Here is a 19563-nt window from a genome sequence, read left to right as displayed (position 1 = left end):
AACGCTGCCTCCTGCGTGTTGCTGGTGCGATAACCGCAACAATATTGCGTAAAGCGCAACGCCGTCAATACCGCTCGAACCCCCTGTGCAGTTCCCAGTCCGTAATCCGGCGGTCGTACTCCAACTGTTCCCAGTGTGCCGTGTGGACGTAATGTTCCAGCACATCGTCGCCGAGCGCCTGCCTCAGCATTTTCGATTCCGCCAGCGTCGCGGTGGCGTCGCGCAATGTCTTTGGAATTTCAGGCAGCTGCGAGGCCTGGTAGGCATCACCGACGAAGGGCTTCTGCAGTTCAAGCTTTTCATCGATGCCGGCAAGCCCGGCCGCGATCAGCGCGGCGAAAGCCAGATAGGGGTTCAAATCGGCGCCGCCGATGCGGCATTCCATGCGGATGCCCTTGGTGCCCTCGCCGCAAAGACGGAAGCCGGCGGTGCGGTTGTCCTCGCTCCACATGATCTTGGTCGGCGCAAAGGTGCCGGCCTGGAAGCGCTTGTAGGAATTGATGTAGGGCGCCAGGAACCAGGTGAATTCCTTGGCATATTTGAGCTGGCCGGCCGCCCATTGCTGGCCGAGTGTCGACAGCGTCCACTCGGCATTTTTGTCGTAGAACAACGGCGTCTTGCCGTCGGCGCTCCACAGCGAATTATGGATGTGGCTGGAATTGCCGGCGAGCCCGTAATTGTACTTGGCCATGAACGAGATCGCCTTGCCTTCGGACTCGGCGATTTCCTTGGCGCCGTTCTTCAGGATGACGTGGCGGTCGGCCATGTCGAGCGCCTCGGCGTAGCGGACATTGATCTCTTCCTGGCCTGGCCCCCACTCGCCCTTCGAATTCTCGATCGGGATGCCGGCCGCCTCCATCTCGTTGCGCAGCCGGCGCATGACGCCTTCTTCCTTGGTGGTGATGCCGATCTGGTAGTCGCCGATGTAGGGCGATGCCGTCTCGAGGCCCTGCCAGTGCTTCTTGCGGGCGGAATCGTAGGTTTCGCTGAACAGATAGAATTCGAGCTCGGAAGCGAAATAGCCGATATAGCCGCGATCCTGCAGCCGCTTGACCTGCTTCTTCAGCATGGCGCGCGGCGAATGCGCCAGGTCGTCATGGGTATGGTGGTCGAGCACGTCGCAGATCACCAGCGCCGTCTTCTCCAGCCACGGAACGAGCCGCAGCGTCGCAAGGTCCGGCTTCATGACGAAATCGCCATAACCCTTCGACCAGCTCGCCGCCTTGTAGCCGGGCACCGGTTCCATATCGATGTCTGCCGCCAAGAGATAGTTGCAGCCATGCGTCTCGTCATGCGCGGAATCGACGAAATAACGGGCCAGGAACCGCTTTCCCGCGAGCCGGCCCTGCATATCGACGATGCAGGCCAGCACCGTGTCGACCTCGCCGCTGGAGACCGCTTGCTTCAACTGATCGAACGAGAAATTTCCGGCCATTCCTTTGGCACTCCAGCGCTTGTCGTTTCGGGCTTGTCACTTTGAAAAGGAAACGGAAATCCATGGCCGGCACGATGCCGGCCATGGTCATCAGAGAGCGTCAGGCGCCGGCTTCGCCGACGGCTATCTCGGCTGCCTTGATCGCCGCCTGGCGCTTTGCGATCTGGTCGCCGATGGGCGGACCCTGGAAGCGGCGGTTCTCGAAACCGAACCAAAGCACCGCGGTCAGCACAATGAAGCCCAGGGTGATATAGAGCACTTTGTCGTTCGGCGGCTGGATGGCGATGTAGAAGATGATCGCCATGCCGATGACCGACAGGATGCAAAACAGCTTGAACAGGCCGGCGCCGAGATTCCATGGGCCGGGGTTCGGCCATTTCTCCGTTCCGAAAGCCATCATGCCGAGCACGATCGGAATAATGAAGGACAGAAACAGGAACACCAATGTCGAATTGACGACGATGGTATAGATGTTCGTGCCGCCGACCGAGATGAACTGGGCAAGAAAGACATAGATGACCTCGAGCACAGCAGCCGTCCAAATCGCATTGACCGGCGTGCGCCAGGTCGGGCTGACCTTGGCTAGCGAGGCCGAGCCGACCGGCATGCCGCCGTCACGCGAAAAGGCGAAAAGCATGCGCGAGGCAGAGGTGACCGTTGCCAGACCGCAGAGGAACTGCGCGATCAGAATGCCCAGATAGAGCAGTGTCTTCAGCCACGCCGGCAAGATTGCGTCCATCGTGGCGAAGAACACGCCCCAGCCCTGCTTGGCGCCGGCCGCCAGATCCGGAATCGCCAGTACGATCGCGCACAGCATCACCCAGCCGATCAGCGACGACCAGAGTACGGACGAAACGATTGCCCGCGGAACCGAGTGGGCCGCCCTCAACGTTTCTTCCGAAGTATGCGCCGACGCGTCATAGCCAGTGATGGTGTAAACCGGCAGCAGCAGGCAGAGCAGGAAGAGATACGTCATGGAATCGGACTGCGGGAAAACACCGCCCCCCGCATCGCCCGAATAGTTCGTGAACGTCCACAGCCGCGTGATGTCGATCGCTGGCGCAAACACCAGGCAAGCGACGATCAGCACGGCTGTCGTTGCCAGGATCAGGAAGCCGGAGGCGTCCGTCAGCATAGCCGTCAACCTGATGCCGAAATGATTGAGCAGCGCCTGCAACACCGTGATGAAGGCGACAAACCCGACGATCTCACCAGGCGTGCCGGTCATGCCGAAGGCTGCGCCGAAAGTGCCGACGAAAAAGAAAGCCGTGCCGATGTTGATCGCACCGAGCACGGTGATCAGGCCGAGCAGGTTGAGCCATGCGGTCAGCCAGCCAGTGAAACGGTTCCCCAGAATAGATGCCCAGTGATAGAGGCCGCCCGCGGTCGGAAATGCAGAGGCGATCTGGGCCATGGCGAGCGCGAAAAGTCCCGAAACCATGCAGCCGACGATCCAGCCGATACCAGCGCCCGCGCCACCAATGGACGATGTCGCTTGCGCGAAGGAATTGATGCCGCCTGAGAGAATGCAGATGATCGAGAACGAGATCGCGAAATTCGAGAAGCGGCTCATGCTTCGAGAAAGTTCCTGAGCATAGCCCATTCCATGGAGAACTTTCAGGTCCTCCTTCTTATCAACTTCACTGTAACCCGGTGCTACCATTTTGAAGTCCCCTTTTGGTTTCTTAGCTGGCCGATTGAACTGACTTTCCGACTGCGCTTGGTCTGGGGCCATTGGCCGCCTCGGGCTCCAGATTGAGAAAAATGCCGGTGAGCAGATCCGCCCATTTCCGCTGCCCGGCCGCGCCGGAGATCTCGTCGTTGCGGATTTCGATCATCGCGCAAGGCAGCCCGCGCGAGCGCGCATGGCGTTCCAGCGTGAAATAGACCCGGTCGGCCGGCGAATAGGGTTCGTTGACGCCGACGGTGACGCCGGCGAGCCGCTTCAGCGCCGCGATCAGCGGCGCCGCCAGCCGGCGGTCCTCGTCATGGATGATGCCGATGTGCCAGGGCCGGCTTTTGCCTTTGTAGAGCGGCGTGAAGGAATGGATCGAGACCAGCCTGGTCTCCCGCCCGGCCGCCAGGCGCTCGTCTACGATCGTTGCGATCCGCTCGTGAAACGGTCGCCACGCCAGCGCGATGCGCGCCTCCCGCTGGTCGGCCGAAAGTCCCTGGTTGGCCGGGACCACGGTTTTTTCGCTGGCGCTGACCGTCACTATCAGGTCCGGCGCGTCGAGCGGGCGGTTGCAGTCGATGACGAGCCGCGAGATGCAGGTCTCGACCAGCGTCGCATCGAGCGCCTCGGCCATGCGGCGCGCCACCGGCAAGGCGCCGGGATCCCAGGCGATGTGGCGGGAAAGATCCTCGGCGGCAAGGCCGAGCGTTCCGAATTCCGGTGGCAGGAAATTTGAGGCGTGGTCGCAGGTCAGCACGAAGGGGCTCGATCCGCCGGGGTTCGTCACCCTTACGGTTTCAGGCGATGCAAGGCTGGCGGGCCGTGCTGTCTCCATTGTCTGCTGTCCCCGGGGAGCGCTGTATCGTATGTTACGTATTTTGCCTCATTGCGTCCCTGCGGATGATTTCATACAGTTTGGCCGGCTTTGTCAAACGCGATTTCGATAATGCGCTAACGGCACGGCCAGGGTGGGGAAAAACATGGTTTCCAGCATTGCCGAACTGATCTCCGACCGCATCGGCACCATGCCGGCAGGCGAGCGGCGCGCAGCGCAAGCGCTGATCGCCAGCTATCCGCTGATCGGGCTGAAGACGGTCGCCGAATTCTCGGCTACGGCCGGCGTATCATCGCCCACGATCCTGCGTTTCGTCGCCCGGCTCGGCTTCCAGAACTATCCGGAATTCCAGTCGACGCTGCAAGACGAGCTGGCGGCGCAATTGCAGTCGCCGGCCTCGCGCACGCTCAATCCGCCATCGCCGGGCAGCAGCGCCGTGTCGCCGATGCTGGAGGCGACCCTCGACAACATGCGCGAGACCTTCCGGCATCTCTCGGACAAACAGCTTGCCGACATCGTCGCCAAGCTTGCCGACCGGCGCGGCAAGACATTCCTGATCGGTGGCCGCTTCACCGACCCGCTGGCGCGCTACATGGCCGCCCACCTCGCCATCATCCAGCCCAACGTTTTTCACCTCGGCGGGCAGGAAAGCGTCTGGCGCGACCGACTGATCGACATGGGTAAGCGCGACGTGCTGGTGATCTTCGACATCAGGCGCTACCAGGACAGCCTGGTCCGCTTTGCCGAGACGGCCAACCAGCGTGGCGTGCAGATCGTGCTGTTTACCGACCAGTGGCTGTCGCCGATCGCCCGCTTCGCCCGCCACGTCATCGCCGGGCGCACCGCCGTGCCTTCGGCCTGGGACTCATCCGCCGCCCTTTTCGTCGTTGCCGAAGCGCTGATCGGCGCCGTCACAAGGCAGCTCGAGGCCGACGGCGCCAAACGCATCCGCGAGCTGGAAAGCCTGCGGTAGAGCCCCTCCGGAAAGGGACGCGTTTCGCTTCGGTCTAGTCCTCTAAAAAACTGATCATCTGCAGGATCAGGATCAGCAAAAAGACGCCAAAGACAGTCGCAAAAACCGCTGCCAGCAGGACGGTGCGTTGTTTCTTACCCATGGCTTTCCCCCCGAAAGCATAGTCCCCGTCCACGAATACGAATGTCAGTCCCGCCCCACTGCTCGGCCACCTCCCAACTCCTCAAGACCCGCCTGCGGCTGGGGCGGAGGAGTAACGACGACTGGTTCACGCGCGAAATGAACAGCTTACCAAGGTGCTCGCTAACGGGCACGGCCGCATCATTCATCCGACCCATGTCACGGCCGAATGACCACCTTGCATTTCGGGCTTAACCATTCAGCCGCTAAAGCGTGCCCCACCCCAGCTACTTTACCCATGGCAAGCATGATCGAAGTTCGGCTAGCCTTGTCGACGCGAAGCCGCTTCCTGAACCAAAGCGCGGTGAACTGCACGGAGGAATTCGATGAGCTATCTGGACGAGCTGTTCTCAGTCGCCGGCAAGACGGCGCTGGTCACCGGCGCCGCGACCGGCATCGGCCGCATGGCGGCGACCGCTCTGGTCATGGCCGGCGCCGCGGTGATGATCGCCTCGCGCAAGAGCGAGGATTGCGTCAGGGTAGCGGGCGAGTTGAACGGCCTTGGCGCATCCGGCCGGGCGGAAGGTTTTGCCGGCGACGTCTCCAGCGAGGCCGGCATTGCGGCGCTTGTGGCCGAGGTCAGGGCGCGGACCGAGCGGCTGCATATCCTGGTCAACAATGCCGGCATCTCCTGGGGCGCGCCGCTGGAAAGCTTTCCCTACCATGCCTGGGCCAAGGTGTTCGGCGTCAACGTCACCTCGGTCTTCCACCTGACGCGCGAATTGCTGCCTCTGCTCGAGGCCGCCGCCAGCGATGCCGACCCGGCCCGGGTGATCAACCTCGGATCGGTGATGGGCACGCAGCCTTTGGCCGAAGATGCCTACTCCTACTCGGCCTCGAAGGCCGCGGTTCACCACCTGACGCGCATCCTGGCAATCGAGTTCGCCGCCCGCCGCATCACCGTCAACGCCTTTGCGCCTGGCCCTTTCCAGAGCCGGATGACGGCCTTCGCCACCGGCACCGAGGACCAGGCAAGACATATCGGCAACCACGTTCCGATCGGCCGCATCGGCGCACCGGATGACATTGCCGGCGCAACGCTCTATTTGTGCAGCCGGGCCGGCAGCTATGTCACCGGCGCCATCCTGCCGATCGATGGCGGGCAGTCGGTGCAACACGGGCTGACATTGTTCAAGGAATGAGACGCACGCCATCCGGCGAGTGAAATGCCGGGGGTGAAGATGGAGGACATCAGCGTGGAACCGATCAGTCTCGATGTGCTTCTGGCCAACGTCGGCAAGGAAGTCGGCGTGTCGCCATGGCGGGTCGTCACCCAGCGCATGATCGACCAGTTCGCCGATGCCACCGACGACCATCAGTTCATCCATTGCGATCCGGAACGCGCCAGCCGCGAAACGCCGTTCGGCGGCACCATCGCGCATGGCTTCCTGTCGCTTTCGCTGTTGTCGGCGATGACCTTCGAAACCATGCCGCCGCTGGAAAACAGCAAGATGGGCGTCAATCACGGCTTCGATTCGCTGCGCTTCCTGGCGCCGGTGAAGACCGGCTCGCGCATCCGCACCCGTTTCGTGCTGGCCGACGTCAAGGTCAGGCCGTCGGGGTGGGTGCAGACGGCGCACGACGTGACGATCGAGATCGAGGGCTCGAAAAAACCGGCGCTGACCGCGCGCTGGCTGACGCTGACGCTGATCGAACGCCAGCCGGAAGCGGTCTGACTCTCGTCAGGCGGAGAAGCCCAAATCTATCTGTGCCAAATCTATTTAGCTTCGGCCGCGACGTACTTCATGTGACGGCTGACCTGCAGCGCAATGTAGACGACCAGTGAACAACCGGTTGGGAACACGATCTCGTTGAGGCCGGTTGCGATCGCCTGTGGCATTGCGAGAGCAGCGTCATTTGCCGCGGCCGTCTCGATGGTCAGCACCGTGATGCCGCCGCCGAATACCGCGCCTATCAGGGCGCCTGGCAGCGCGAAATGGAGCGGACGCGGTTCTTCCTTCGATGCCAGCGACGCCAGTGTCCAGCCGAGCAGCCCGTATTCGATCGCCCGCAGCACACCTAGGGTCGTGAGCGACAGGATGGCCGGCTTTGCCGCCGCGTCCAGCGCGCTGACCATAACCTTTTGCGTCCCTTTGGCGATGCCCATCGCCAGTGGCGCCGAAATCGCACCGATCAGGCCACCGAGCGAGGCGCGCACCTTGGTGAGCGCCGTGCCGAGGCTGACGCCGGCACAGACGAAGAATCACCAGGTCACGCCTTGCGCCAGTTCGATCAGAACCTGCGTCGTCGCGGGTAGGCACCTGCCGCAAATCTGACGGTCAGAATGAGAGCTTCCATGGCGAAGCCGAGCGCGATCGCCAGCCATGCGACAGTCAAGCTTCTGCTTCGTGCCACCCTTGCCCGACGCCGTACAGCGTATATATGCTGCATCCAGCCATCAGTCATAAGGCAGTAGAAAGTTGCAGCTAAGCGTCCAGGAGCGCCGCGAAAAACAAAAGGCCGAACTGCGTTCCGAACTTGTCGACGCCGCGCACAAGCTTGTCCAGGAAGAAGGCTATGACGGCCTCACCATCCGCAAGCTCGCCAAGCGCGTTGGCTATGCGCCGATGTCGGTCTATTCCTATTTCGCCGACAAGCAGGACATCCTGTTCGCGCTGGCCGAGGATGCCTTCGAGACCTTGGCCAGGCGCATCGCAAATCATACGGCCGACGACCCGATCGAGGCGCTCAAGGCGGTGCTTGTCGAATACGCCGCCTTTGGGCTGGAAAATCCCAACGAATACCGCACCGTCTTCATGACCGAAAAAGTCAGGCCGCCAGCCGGAAAGACCTTCGCCGAAATGGAGAGCGGCAACCCGGCGATGAAAGTGCTGATCGCGAGGGTCGAAGCCTGCGTTGCCGCCGGCAGGCTCAAAGGCGATCCACGCGCCATCGCCACCATGCTGTGGGCGGTCGGCCACGGCGCCATCTCGCTGCTGATCACCTTCCCGTTCTACCCGTTCGGCGACCAGACGACGTTCATCACACGGATCGGCGACATCATGCTCGAAGCCATCGCCGCGCACGAGATTGCGCCGCTCACGCCGCCGGTCAACTGCTGAAGAGCGGCACTCCTCCCGATCTGCAGGATCTTCTCCGAACGATCCGCGCCCCGGCGCCGAGCGTTCTGCAATTCCTGCGCTCAATTTCTCCGTACATGTACGATTTTGCTTGAACTCCATAAGTCCTGGGCGTATCTGTACGCAATGCCGTACATGTACGAATCCAATAACTGGAAACCGGAGACCGACGATGAAGAAGGCAATCCTCGCGCTCGCCGCCCTGCTGGCGCTCTCTGTCGCCGCATTTGCCGGCAGCAATCAGTCAGGCAAGCAAGAAGTGACCTGCATCGACACCAAGACCGGTGCGAAGCTTGATTGCGCGCCGACCGGATCGCTTGAAAACGCCGATGCCGCGGCCCACAAGGCCGGCAGCAGGGCCCGAGGCTGGGTATCGGCATCGACCCGTGGATCGTGCCAAGCAGCTTCTGAGCCGATCGGGCGACAATACGCGGTGAGGAAACGAAAGGGCGGCAGCAATTTCCGGCCGCCCATCGTGCCGGCCTCAGCCCTGCTTTTGTCACCCCGCGCAGATCACTTCTTGCGCTTCTGTCCCACCACGCTTTTGGGCTTGCCGGGTCTTGCCGGTGCGCCGGGAATGGCCGTTCCGGTGATCGACACCGGATCGCTGGCCGGGAATGTGTCCTCGAGGCCTTCCTCGAGTTCCTCTTCGATATCCGTCCCAGTGCGCTGCTCGTCTTCGAAAGAGCGCACGGCCGGCGTCTTGACCGGCGACTTCGGCGCGGAGTTCGGCGGCATTTGCATTCTCCCTCGGCTCGCTGTCGCAGAACGGTCGGGCGCGGCGAACGTGCCTATGCTGCCGCGTCGCGCGCTGCCTCCGACAGAAAAGTAAAGACATAATCGGAAAAGGAACGCCAGCATTCGACGCGGAACGCGTCGGCCGCCGTGCGCAACAGCACGATTTCGACCTTGCCGAGAATGGTACGCGACGCCGCCCCGACCGGAAAGGCGTCGAGCGACAGATCCTGCGGGCAGCCGGCATTGATCGTCGCCGCGGCAGCCGGACCGGTAACCGATATGGCGACGTTGCGGTGCGAGATGCCGACCGCCGAATGCAGTACGGAAATGCTTGCGCAGTCGGCGCGCGGATCTTTTCCGCTCTCGTCGATGACCAGCCATTCGTCCGGCCCGAGCCACAAGGCCGTGCGTCCGGCCTTTGCCGCCGAGGTTTTCGGCCTTTGCGGCAGGACGACGCCGAGCGCTTTCGAAAGTGCCGCAATCGAGGCTTCCGGCGCGCGCAGCGATATGCGCTCGGCCGGCGGCAGCACGGCAAGTGTAACGCCGGCGGCGGAAAGCGACTGGCCGGCGAGAGCCGGACGGCGTTCGACTGAGGGTCCGGCGGCGTCGGTTTTCAAAGCGGCCTTAGCCATTGAGGCGCTCCCCCTTCTCGTCGAAGAACACCATGCCGGTGACCTCCACCTCGATCACCCCGTTCGGCATCGGCACATAGAGCGTCTCGCCCGTGCGATCGCGGCCGCCGGCGACCAGCCCCAGCGCGATCGAGCGGCCGCAATTTTGCGACCAATAGCTCGAGGTGACATGGCCAATCATCTTCATCGGGATTGCTTGCTTCGGGTCCGCGACGATCTGCGCGCCCTCCTCCAGCACCACCTTGGGATCCCTGGTCTTCAGGCCGACAAGCTGCTTGCGGCCCTTGGCGACCAGATCCGGCCGCGCCATGCCGCGAATGCCGACGAAGTCGGTCTTCTTCTTGCCGACCGCCCAGTCGAGCCCGGCGTCGTTCGGCGTCACCGTGCCGTCGGTATCCTGGCCGACGATGATGTAGCCCTTTTCAGCGCGCAGCACATGCATGGACTCGGTGCCGTAAGCACAGGCGCCATGCTTCTGGCCCTCGGCCCATAGCGCTTCCCAGACTGCCTCGCCGTAATCGGCCGGCACGTTGATCTCGAAGCCGCGCTCACCGCTGAACGACATGCGAAACAGCCTGGTCGGCACGCCGCAGATCCGGCCTTCGCGCACCGACATATGCGGCAGCGCCTCATCCGACATGTCGATGCCCTCGACCAGCGGCGCAATGATGTCGCGAGACTTCGGTCCCTGCACGGCAATCACCGCCCATTGCTCGGTGATCGAGGTCAGCCAGACGTTGAGATGCGGGAACTCGGTCTGGAGATAGTCTTCCATATGGTTCATGACGCGCGGCGCGCCGCCGGTCGTCGTCGTCACATGGAAACGGTCGGGTGCAAGCCTGCCGACGACACCGTCGTCATAGATGAAGCCGTCCTCGCGCAGCATGATGCCGTAACGGCAGCGGCCGGGCTCGAGCTTCTCCCATGGATTGGTGTAGAGCAGTTCCATGAATTTGGCCGCATCCGGCCCGACCACCTCGATCTTGCCCAGCGTCGAGGCGTCAAACAGGCCGGCTGTCTTGCGCACCGTGACGCATTCGCGGTCGACGGCGGCATATATGTCCTCGCCCGGCTTCGGGAAATACCAGGCGCGCTTCCATTGGCCGACATCCTCGAATACAGCGCCCTGGCGCTCGGCCCAGGGATGGATCGCGGTCTTGCGGGTCGGGTCGAACAGCGGACCCCGCGCGTGCCCGACGATCGAGCCGAATGTCACCGGCGTATAGGGCGCCCGGAACGTCGTCAGCCCGACCTGCGGGATCGGCTTGCCCAGCGTCTCGGCGGCAATCGCCAGGCCGTGCATGTTGGAGGTCTTGCCCTGGTCGGTCGCCATGCCATTGGTGGTGAAGCGCTTGACGTGCTCGATGGAGCGCATGCCCTCATGCACCGCCTGGCGGATGTCCTTGGCGGTGACGTCGTTCTGGAAATCGACGAACGCCTTTACCGTCGTATCCGCCCCGGCGCCGCGTGCTGCACCCAGCATGCCGCGCGACCAGCTCTCGCCGGCGTCGACCTTCGGCTTGGTGCCCTTGGCCGGCCTGCTGCCGGCGTCCTTGGCCGCCTTCGCGCCCGCTGCATAGGCCTCGTCGATCGTCGCCGACAGCCCGTCGGTACCGTTGCAGGCGCCGACCGAGACGCAGTCCTGCGCATAAATTCCGGGCACGAAGCGCTTGGTCTCGTCATTGAAGGCGACCTTGCCGCGCGATTGCGAGAACAGATGCACCGATGGCGTCCAGCCGGCCGACATCAGAATCGCGTCAACCGGGATGGTGCGCTCGCCGCCGCCATTCTTCGGCTGCACGGTCATCGACGACACCCGCAATTTGCCGCCGGCGCGGATCACCGCGCGGCCGAAATTGACCTCGATGCCGAGCGCCCTCGCCTCGTCGATCGCCGGCCCGGTCGGGTTGTCGCGCAGGTCGACAATCGCCGCCACGTTGATGCCGGCCTTTTTCAGGTCGATCGCCGCCGCATAGGCGGAATCGTTCGCCGTATAGACGCCGATATTCCTGCCGACGGCGACGCCGTAATGGTTGAGATAGGTGCGCGCCGCCGACGCCAGCATGATGCCGGGGCGGTCGTTATCGGCAAACACCATGTGGCGCTCGATGGCGCCGGTCGCCAGCACCACGTGTTTGGCGCGAACCTGCCACAGCCGCTCGCGCGGCAGGTCGCGGCCGGGGTTCTGCAGATGGTCGCTGACGCGCTCGACCAGCCCGACGAAATTCTGCGCGTAATAGCCGAAGGCCGTGGTACGCGGCAGCACGCGGACATTGTCCATCGCGCTCAACTTGGCGAGAGCCGATTGCACCCAGGAAAAGCCGTCCTGGCCTTCGATCTTCGCGCCGCTCTCGAAGCGCAGACTGCCGCCGAATTCCGCCTGCTCGTCGGCAAGGAAAACGCGCGCGCCGGTCTCGGCCGCGGCCAATGCCGCGGCGATGCCCGCGGCACCGCCGCCAAGTACCAGCACCTCGCAATGGGCGAAGCGCGCCGAATAGTGGTCGGGATCCGGCTGGTCAGGAGCGACGCCGAGACCGGCGGCGGCGCGGATCTTGGGCTCGTAGAGGTTTTTCCACGCGGCCTTCGGCCACATGAAGGTCTTGTAGTAGAAGCCGGCCGAAAGCATCGGCGAGGCAATACTGCTGACGGCACCGATGTCGAAAGCGAGCGACGGCCAGCGGTTCTGCGACTGTGCGGTCAATCCGTCATAGAGTTCCTGCACCGTGGCACGCACGTTCGGCGTCTTGCGTGCCGCGTCGCGCTTGATCTCGACCAGCGCGTTCGGCTCTTCGGCCCCAGCCGACAGAAAACCGCGCGGCCGGTGGTACTTGAACGAGCGGCCGACGAGATGGACGCCGTTTGCAAGCAGCGCCGAGGCCAACGTATCGCCCTCGATGCCGGTATAGGGGCGGCCGTCGAAGCTGAAGCCAGCTATCTTTGCCTGTTTGAGCCGCCCGGCGCCGGCAATGCGGAACGTGGCGCTCATTTGGCGGCTCCCGGCAGTTTTACGGGCTTCGGCTCGCCGGCCTTGTAGGTCATCAGGAACCTGTCGCTGACGGTGTCGCGCACGGCATTGAAGAACCGCGCGCAGCCATGCATGTGCCGCCAGCGCTCATAGATGATCCCCTTGGGATTGGAGCGGATGAAAAAGAACTTTTCAAAATCGTCGTCGCTCTCGCCGGCGATGTTTGGGGAACGCGCGATATGCGCCTCGCCGGCGTTGCGGAATTCGAGCTCCGGACGCTCTTCCTCGCAATAGGGGCAGCGGATGAGAAGCATGGTTGGTCCTACAGTTCGCCGTGGCCGACGCGAGCGCCGGCAGGTTGGTCGCAAAGCCTCTGGCCCATCGTCACGAAGGGCGCGACCAGCCGGATGCGCTCCTCAATGCTGGCTACCGGGCGGAAAAGGTCGCGATACGCCATATTGCCGACCGAAAGCGTCATCGGTTCGGTCGTCACGATGACGTAGCGCCGCTCGAATTTTTCGCCTTCCTCGAGATCGGCTGGCCGGTTCTCCATAAAGGTGACCACTCTCTGACCGGCGCTCCAGGCGCAGGCGAGTACACCCTCGTCGACGGAAAACGGCCAATCCGCTTCATTGCCGGCGCGGCTGATGGGCTGCAGGCGCACCTCCTCTGGCGTGGGGATATGGAACAGGCCTTGCTCGCCGGCGAGCATCAGCGGCATGGCGACGGCCATCTCGGTCATCATCAGTGCGCCACCGCCGCCGCCGCCGCCTCGTCGATGAGGCGGCCGGTGCGGAAGCGCTCTATGGTGAAGGGCGCGTTGATCGGGTGCGGATCGTCCCTGGCGATCGTATGGGCAAAGACATGGCCCGAACCCGGCGTCGCCTTGAAACCGCCCGTGCCCCAGCCGCAATTGACATAGAGGCCGGGCACCGGCGTCTTGGCCAGGATCGGCGAACGGTCCGGCGTCACGTCGACGATGCCGCCCCATGAGCGCAGCATCTTCATGCGCGTGAAGATCGGGAACATCTCGCAGATGGCGTCCAGCGTATGTTGCAAAATGTGCAGCCCGCCGGTCTGCGAATAGGAGACATACTGGTCGGTGCCGGCGCCGATGACGAGCTCGCCCTTGTCGGATTGCGAGATATAGGCATGCACGGTGTTCGACATCACCACGCAAGGCACCACCGGCTTGACCGGCTCCGACACCAGCGCCTGCAGCGGATAGCTTTCCAGCGGCATGCGCACGCCGGCCATGTTCATGATCACCGAGGAATGGCCGGCGGCGACCACGCCGACCTTCCTGGCGCCGATGAAGCCGCGCGTCGTCTCGACGCCGGTGACCGCGCCGTTCGGCGCCCGTTTGACGCCGGTGACCTCGCAATTCTGGATGATGTGGACGCCGCGCGCCGAGGCGCCGCGCGCATAGCCCCAGGCGACCGCATCGTGGCGCGCCGTGCCGCCGCGGCGCTGCAGGGCAGCACCCATAACCGGGTAGCGCGCATCGCGCGAAATGTTGAGCGGCGGGCAGAATTCCTTTGCCTGCTCCGGCGTCAGCCATTCATTGTCGATGCCGTTCAGCCGGTTGGCGTGGACGTGCCGCTTCAGCACCTGGATGTCGTGGATGTTGTGGGCGAGCATCATGACGCCGCGCGGCGAATACATGACGTTGTAGTTGAGCTCCTGGCTGAGCCCGTCCCACAGCTTCAGCGCATGGTCGTAGATGCCGGCGCTCTCGTCGTAGAGATAGTTCGAGCGGATGATGGTGGTGTTGCGCCCGGTATTGCCGCCGCCGAGCCAGCCTTTTTCCAATACCGCTACGTTGGTGATGCCGTGCACGGTGGCGAGATAATAGGCGGTGGCCAGGCCGTGGCCGCCGGCGCCGACGATGATGACGTCGTACTCCTTCTTCGGCTCCGGCGAGGACCACTGTTCCTCCCAGCCTCTATGACCGCGCATGGCCTCGCGGGCGATGGCGAATACCGAGTATTTCTTCAACGTTGCAGGCCTCGCAAATGGCGGCCGGGCAGATCAGCCAACCCCGGCGCGCGAGCTGTATCACTAGCGAAACCGTGCTGCCAGCCTTGCACTGTTTGCGACGGCGCTTGCCGTTTTGCGCCGTGGTGAAAAAGCCGCATCCGGGCAGGTTGATGCAATTGCCTTCCACCGCTATCCGTCGCCTGACGATCGGAGGATTATGGCGGTGGGTAACGTCTGGTGGAATCTGACATTGCGCTTCTTGCTGGAGCTCGCCGCTTTGCTCGGCCTCGGCATGGCGGGCTGGAGCCTCTCAGCGGGCATGTGGCGCTGGATCCTTGCCGTGGCATTGCCGTTCGTTGCCGCCGCGCTCTGGGGAATCTTCGCGGTGCCGAACGATCCGAGCCGCTCGGGGCGGGCGCCGGTTCCGGTGCCGGGCGGTTTGCGGCTGGTGCTCGAACTCGTCATCCTGTTCGGCGGCGCTGCCGGATTCCACCTGGCCGGTTACACGACAGCCGGCATAGCCGTCGCCCTGCTGATCGCCGTCAGCTACGCATTTTCGCTCGATCGGCTCGGCTGGCTGCTTAGGCAATAGTCGCCTTGCACTGTTTGCGACGGCGCTTGCCGTTTTGCGCCGTGCTTTCAACGGTCGCTGTTCTGAGCTTCGCCTTTTGACGGGTCAGCCGGAGCACGCTTCAGGATGGACGGGCCGATTGCATAGGTCGGCCGCAAATAGCCTTTGCGGCAATCGGCAGCGATTTTACGAATTTCCGCGTCGTCCGACTGCTCCGCCATGGCCACGAAGCGCTCGACGATCACCTCGCGCGGCCTGATAGCCACTGCCGCAGCAAAGCGCCGCAACACCGCATCCGGATTCGCGAGCAACCGTGGCAGGTCCTTGGAGCTCGGCATGATATAGTGACCATAGGCATTGACCAGTGTGGTGAAAGCCGAGTCCGGGCGAAGCGCGGCGGCATTTTCCACCGCAAGCCTTAGCTGCCAGCACTCCGCAAGGCAGATGAACTGGACGACTCTCCACTGAACGCCGGCATGTTCGTCATCCAGCCGCAGCATCACGCGGCCGAGAATGGCGCCGTCCGCAGGGGTCGTGCATCCCAGAAGCGCCTCGATTGCGTCGAACCGGATACCCGAAGATTCACTATCGAGCAGATCGGCGATCTCCGCGACGACGCAATTCATATTGCAGCTTAGCCTTGGGCTGATTTCGGCCACCAAAAAAGCGGCGGCGGCTTGCGTATGAAGGTTGTCGGACGTCAACAGCGGCCGGAGGTTTTCGAGCGGAAAGCCTTTGTGAAATTCCGATTGAAGAGCGAACGTCAACTCGCTGTCGCCCTCGTAGCCGGGCACCAGCAACTTGCTCATCATGTCTTGGGGGGTCATTGCAAATGGGTGGCGCGTCCACCCGCGAGCTTTTGGATGACGAGCCGTAGCCTGGTGGCCAGCGGACGTCAAGAAGCGCTGTCCGCGACAGCGCAGGTATCGGGTGGCTCGCGCCGCCCCGATCTGCGACCAAGCATCCCGATTGCCGGCAAGGGCCGGCGCCAAAAAGGATGCAAAAAATGCTCGCACTTATCAACAAAGTTGCCATCGTCACCGGCGCCAGCTCCGGCATCGGCCGCGCCACGGCAAAACTCTTTGCCGAGCAAGGCGCCAGGCTCGTCGTCGCCGCCCGCCGCCAGGCGGAACTCGATGCGCTGGTTGCCGAAATCGAAGACGCCGACGGCACCGCCGTCGCTCTTGCCGGCGATGTCCGTGACGAAGCCTACGCGAAAGTCCTGGTCGACCTGGCGGTCGAGAAATTCGGCGGGCTCGACATCGCCTTCAACAATGCCGGCTCGGTCGGTAGGATGGGGCCGGTTTCGGAGCTGTCGCTGGAGGGCTGGCGCGAGACGCTCGATACCAATCTGACCAGCGCCTTTCTCGGCGCGAAATACCAGGTGCCGGCGATGGTCGAACGCGGCGGCGGCTCGTTGATCTTCACCTCCACCTTCGTCGGCTACACGGTCGGCATGCCCGGCATGACCAGCTATGCCGCGAGCAAGGCCGGACTGATCGGATTGACGCAGGTGCTGGCCGCCGAATTTGGCGCCAAGGGGATTCGAGTCAACGCGCTGCTGCCGGGCGGCACCGACACGCCTTCGGCGACATTCAAGACCCCTGAATCGCGGGCCTTCGTCGAAAACCTGCATGCCTTGAAGCGCGTCGCCGAGCCTGACGAGATCGCCCGCTCGGCGCTTTACCTGGCTTCCGATGCATCGAGCTTCACCACCGGCACGGCACTGTTCGCCGACGGCGGCGTCTCGATCACCCGGACGTGAAGGTTTCGCGGTCGGCGTGGGCCCGCCAGCCGCAATGCCTGAAAAACCGGCCTTGCTTTTTCCGGCGATTTGACGATTCCGTCTTCGCCTCGAAGACGGATTGGAAACATGCTGCTGATCAGAACCTATATCGCCGCGAGCGCAATCGAAGGCGTCGGCGTGTTCGCCGCCGAGCCTATCCGGAAAGGCGCGCAGATCTGGCGGCTCGATCCGGACTTCGACCGGCTGATCCCGATGGAAAGATACGAGGCAGCGCCGCCGCACCTCAAGGAATTGCTCGACAGATATGCCTATCCCAGTCCGGACCGGCCGGGCTTCATGGTCTATGAGGTCGACAATGGCCGCTTCATGAACCACGCCGACAAGCCGAACACCGACTTTTCGCAATATGGCGGGGCCACCGCAACCCGCGACATCGCCGCCGGCGAGGAGATAACCTGCGACTACGGCGAGTTCTTCGAGGGTTTCGAGCAGCTCCACCTGGCCACGGCGTAGCGGCGCCTATCTGGCCCGAGGCGAATTTTGTTCTTGCTTTGTGCCGGCAGCTATGCTACTAAACTCGATATGGTGTTGATTCACACCAATGACCCCGCCGAGGCGGGTTTTTCGTTTCCGGATCGGGACCGCCTCTCAATCGGCTGTGGACAGAGCCCCTTGATTCTGCTATCAGCCGCCCCAATTCGTGGTGTAACGCGCCGCGGAGGCTTGCGGCTGTGGCCGCTTGCCTGTTGATTTCAAACCCGAAAGACAGGATTGCACGTGCAGGTACTCGTCCGCGACAACAATGTTGATCAGGCGCTTCGCGCGCTCAAGAAAAAGATGCAGCGCGAAGGCATCTTCCGCGAAATGAAGATGCGCGGACATTACGAGAAGCCCTCCGAGAAGCGCGCCCGTGAAAAGGCGGAAGCCGTGCGCCGCGCCCGCAAGCTGGCCCGCAAGCGCGCCCAGCGCGAAGGCCTGCTGCCGATGACGCCGCGTCCGGTCGCGGCCGGTGCTGCCGGTGCCGGTGCTCCGCGTCCGCCGCGGTTCTGACGTCAATTTTTCGTCCTTTTCCAAGGATATCCAAGGTGGCGCGATGCGGAATCGCCGCCACCTTTTTGTTGTGAGTTCGACCCGGTCCGAGAGGACCGGTTGGGAGAGATGCCGGTTCGGAGGGGGAACGGACCAGACGGCGCAGTAAGGACAGGGCAGACATGGACGCAATTACCGTAGAGCGCAGAACCGCGTGGCGCGGCCTCGCCCTGACGGCAGCCCTGCTTTCCGGGATGGCGCTTGCCAGCTGCCAGAGCGTTCCGACCGGCGAGTTCAACAACATCGACAAGGCGCAAGCCTCGAGCGAGAACATCTCCTCGCTGTCGGCGGTGATCCAGCGCAACCCCCAGGATCCGGAAGCCTACAATGTGCGCGGCTCGGCCTATGGCCGCGGCGGCCAGTACCAGGCGGCGCTGAAGGACTTCAACACCGCCATCCAGCTCAATCCGAATTTTTACCAGGCCTATTCGAACCGGGCGCTCATCCAGCGCTTCCTCGGCGATCAGGCGAGCGCGCTCGCCGACTACAACCGCTCGATCCAGATCAATTCCAACTATGACGCCGCCTATATCGGCCGCGGCAATCTCTACCGCAGGGCGGGCCGGGTCCAGGAAGCCTTCAACGATTTCCAGAAGGCCATCCAGCTCGACACGACCGATGCGCGCGCCTATCACAATCGCGGCCTGATCTACCAGAGTCAGGGCCAGCACGCCTTTGCCATCGAGGATTTCTCGACCGCCATTTCGCTGGCGCCGGATGCCTCCGAGCCTTACAACGGGCGCGGCCTCTCCTACCTTGCCATGAACGACGAGGACAATGCCTTCGCCGACTTCAACATGGCCATCAAGCTCGACGGCAAGAATGCCGAGGCCTGGTCCAACCAGGCATTGATCTACGAGCGGCGCGGCGACAAGGTCAGGGCCGCGAAATCCTACCGCGAAGCCGTGCACCTCAATCCGACCTACCAGCCGGCCAAGGACGGCCTGGCCCGCACCAGTGCCGGCTGAGCGGCCGGTTAATCGGGCCTCCGTTTCCGCACTCCGACAACCCTGCGTTTAGCTTCGCCTTGCTGGCGCCAAGTTTTCGGCGGAACGCTCGGCGTGCTCAGCCGTTTGTACAAGGCAATTTCGAAAGGACCCTGCCATGATCAAGAAACTCGCCTGTGCCGCTGCTCTCGCCACGACCGTCGTTGCCGCTCCCGCCAGCGCCAGCAAGCTCCAGCTCGGCGTGCTCGACTGCACCATCGACGGCGGCACGGCCTATCTCGTCACCTCCAACAAGGGTGTTTCCTGTGTCTTTCGTCCGCATCGTGGTGGCCCCTCCGAAGTCTATACCGGGGTGATTTCCAAGCTCGGCGTCGATGTCGGCCGGACGCATCAGGGCCAGCTGGTATGGGCGGTTCTGGCGGCGACCCGCAACCACGATGAAGGTGACCTTGCCGGCAGCTACTATGGCGTGAACGCCGAGGCCAGCGTGGTCACCGGTGGCGGCGCCAATCTCCTGGTCGGCGGCCTCGACAGCGCCTTTTCGCTGCAGCCGCTCAGTGTCCAGGCACAGACCGGCGTCAACCTGGCGGTCGCCGTCACTTCGCTGGACCTGATCCATTCGTTCAAATAGCGGCCTCTGGCAAATACGGCCGTGGCCTTTCATCATGCGCCGGGATAGGACGGTTCCGCGTCGCGTAGTCGCCGGCGCGTGGCAG

21 protein-coding genes are annotated in these 19563 nt (G+C 63.3%); 11 read left to right on the top strand and 10 right to left on the bottom strand.

Annotated features, from left to right (window positions below):
• Window positions 1-64: 64 nt before the first annotated feature.
• The 3 genes from NKI16_RS06395 to NKI16_RS06385 all read right to left on the bottom strand — a co-directional run bounded on the left by NKI16_RS06395 (window position 65) and on the right by NKI16_RS06385 (window position 3945).
• Window positions 65-1435 carry a glutamine synthetase family protein gene (locus NKI16_RS06395; protein ID WP_352588202.1) on the bottom strand — a complete coding sequence of 457 codons (1371 nt, stop codon included), beginning with the start codon at window positions 1433-1435 and terminating at the stop codon, window positions 65-67.
• A gap of 100 nt (window positions 1436-1535) precedes the next feature.
• Window positions 1536-3098 (bottom strand): amino acid permease, encoded by a 1563-nt coding sequence (locus NKI16_RS06390; protein WP_352588205.1) that lies wholly within the window; start codon window positions 3096-3098, stop codon window positions 1536-1538.
• A gap of 22 nt (window positions 3099-3120) precedes the next feature.
• Complete coding sequence (locus NKI16_RS06385) at window positions 3121-3945, bottom strand: N-formylglutamate amidohydrolase (RefSeq protein ID WP_352588208.1); 825 nt, start codon at window positions 3943-3945, stop codon at window positions 3121-3123.
• Window positions 3946-4090: 145 nt separating this feature from the next.
• Here NKI16_RS06385 and NKI16_RS06380 point away from each other — a divergent pair, with 145 nt between their 5' ends.
• From NKI16_RS06380 to NKI16_RS06370, 3 genes are all read left to right on the top strand, one after another.
• Window positions 4091-4918, top strand: coding sequence for a MurR/RpiR family transcriptional regulator (locus NKI16_RS06380; RefSeq protein ID WP_023675348.1), 828 nt, complete (start codon window positions 4091-4093; stop codon window positions 4916-4918).
• Window positions 4919-5424: 506 nt separating this feature from the next.
• Window positions 5425-6240, top strand: a complete 816-nt coding sequence (locus tag NKI16_RS06375; RefSeq protein ID WP_023675346.1) for an SDR family oxidoreductase — start codon at window positions 5425-5427, stop codon at window positions 6238-6240.
• A 39-nt stretch (window positions 6241-6279) separates the two neighbouring features.
• Window positions 6280-6774: a MaoC family dehydratase gene (locus tag NKI16_RS06370; RefSeq protein ID WP_031211357.1), complete on the top strand. Its 495-nt coding sequence runs from the start codon at window positions 6280-6282 to the stop codon at window positions 6772-6774.
• Window positions 6775-6815: 41 nt separating this feature from the next.
• On the opposite strand, the gene NKI16_RS06365 is transcribed toward NKI16_RS06370, so the two are convergent.
• On the bottom strand, window positions 6816-7256 hold the full coding sequence (locus NKI16_RS06365; protein ID WP_352922344.1) for a hypothetical protein: 441 nt from the start codon (window positions 7254-7256) through the stop codon (window positions 6816-6818).
• 262 nt (window positions 7257-7518) lie between these two features.
• On the opposite strand from NKI16_RS06365, the gene NKI16_RS06360 reads away from it, so the two are divergent.
• Window positions 7519-8160 (top strand): TetR/AcrR family transcriptional regulator, encoded by a 642-nt coding sequence (locus NKI16_RS06360; protein ID WP_023675343.1) that lies wholly within the window; start codon window positions 7519-7521, stop codon window positions 8158-8160.
• A 190-nt stretch (window positions 8161-8350) separates the two neighbouring features.
• Complete coding sequence (locus tag NKI16_RS34050; protein ID WP_502897566.1) at window positions 8351-9010, top strand: hypothetical protein; 660 nt, start codon at window positions 8351-8353, stop codon at window positions 9008-9010.
• Here NKI16_RS34050 and NKI16_RS06350 read toward each other — a convergent pair.
• From NKI16_RS06350 to NKI16_RS06330, 5 genes are read right to left on the bottom strand one after another with little or no spacing between them, the layout of a single operon-like run.
• The gene (locus NKI16_RS06350; RefSeq protein WP_352620334.1) at window positions 8970-9548 is read right to left on the bottom strand and encodes a sarcosine oxidase subunit gamma; all 579 of its coding nucleotides are present in this window, start codon (window positions 9546-9548) and stop codon (window positions 8970-8972) included. The two genes, NKI16_RS34050 and NKI16_RS06350, sit on opposite strands and share 41 nt — an antisense overlap.
• The gene (locus NKI16_RS06345) at window positions 9541-12534 is read right to left on the bottom strand and encodes a sarcosine oxidase subunit alpha (protein WP_352922341.1); all 2994 of its coding nucleotides are present in this window, start codon (window positions 12532-12534) and stop codon (window positions 9541-9543) included. Before NKI16_RS06345 ends, NKI16_RS06350 begins: the two co-directional genes overlap by 8 nt.
• Window positions 12531-12827, bottom strand: coding sequence for a sarcosine oxidase subunit delta (locus NKI16_RS06340; protein ID WP_352620329.1), 297 nt, complete (start codon window positions 12825-12827; stop codon window positions 12531-12533). Before NKI16_RS06340 ends, NKI16_RS06345 begins: the two co-directional genes overlap by 4 nt.
• Before the next feature lie 8 nt (window positions 12828-12835).
• The gene (locus tag NKI16_RS06335; protein ID WP_023675337.1) at window positions 12836-13258 is read right to left on the bottom strand and encodes a hypothetical protein; all 423 of its coding nucleotides are present in this window, start codon (window positions 13256-13258) and stop codon (window positions 12836-12838) included.
• Window positions 13258-14511 carry a sarcosine oxidase subunit beta gene (locus NKI16_RS06330; RefSeq protein ID WP_352620327.1) on the bottom strand — a complete coding sequence of 418 codons (1254 nt, stop codon included), beginning with the start codon at window positions 14509-14511 and terminating at the stop codon, window positions 13258-13260. Before NKI16_RS06330 ends, NKI16_RS06335 begins: the two co-directional genes overlap by 1 nt.
• Before the next feature lie 199 nt (window positions 14512-14710).
• Here NKI16_RS06330 and NKI16_RS06325 point away from each other — a divergent pair, with 199 nt between their 5' ends.
• Complete coding sequence (locus NKI16_RS06325; protein ID WP_352620326.1) at window positions 14711-15085, top strand: YrdB family protein; 375 nt, start codon at window positions 14711-14713, stop codon at window positions 15083-15085.
• A 47-nt stretch (window positions 15086-15132) separates the two neighbouring features.
• On the opposite strand, the gene NKI16_RS06320 is transcribed toward NKI16_RS06325, so the two are convergent.
• Window positions 15133-16056 (bottom strand): hypothetical protein, encoded by a 924-nt coding sequence (locus NKI16_RS06320; protein WP_352620324.1) that lies wholly within the window; start codon window positions 16054-16056, stop codon window positions 15133-15135.
• Between the two features lie 14 nt (window positions 16057-16070).
• Between NKI16_RS06320 and NKI16_RS06315 the strand changes: the two genes are divergently transcribed.
• The 5 genes from NKI16_RS06315 (at window position 16071) to NKI16_RS06295 (ending at window position 19478) form a co-directional block, all read left to right on the top strand.
• Window positions 16071-16829 carry an SDR family oxidoreductase gene (locus NKI16_RS06315; RefSeq protein ID WP_352620322.1) on the top strand — a complete coding sequence of 253 codons (759 nt, stop codon included), beginning with the start codon at window positions 16071-16073 and terminating at the stop codon, window positions 16827-16829.
• A gap of 108 nt (window positions 16830-16937) precedes the next feature.
• Window positions 16938-17324 (top strand): SET domain-containing protein, encoded by a 387-nt coding sequence (locus tag NKI16_RS06310; protein ID WP_023675332.1) that lies wholly within the window; start codon window positions 16938-16940, stop codon window positions 17322-17324.
• Window positions 17325-17588: 264 nt separating this feature from the next.
• Window positions 17589-17861 carry a 30S ribosomal protein S21 gene (rpsU, locus tag NKI16_RS06305; protein ID WP_023675331.1) on the top strand — a complete coding sequence of 91 codons (273 nt, stop codon included), beginning with the start codon at window positions 17589-17591 and terminating at the stop codon, window positions 17859-17861.
• Window positions 17862-18022: 161 nt separating this feature from the next.
• On the top strand, window positions 18023-18868 hold the full coding sequence (locus NKI16_RS06300; RefSeq protein ID WP_352448270.1) for a tetratricopeptide repeat protein: 846 nt from the start codon (window positions 18023-18025) through the stop codon (window positions 18866-18868).
• Between the two features lie 136 nt (window positions 18869-19004).
• The gene (locus NKI16_RS06295; protein WP_023675329.1) at window positions 19005-19478 is read left to right on the top strand and encodes a DUF992 domain-containing protein; all 474 of its coding nucleotides are present in this window, start codon (window positions 19005-19007) and stop codon (window positions 19476-19478) included.
• The last annotated feature ends 85 nt before the right edge of the window (window positions 19479-19563 follow it).

Source organism: Mesorhizobium sp. M0698, assembly GCF_040320455.1.
GTDB lineage: Bacteria > Pseudomonadota > Alphaproteobacteria > Rhizobiales > Rhizobiaceae > Mesorhizobium.
This window is presented reverse-complemented; position numbering and strand designations above follow the sequence as displayed.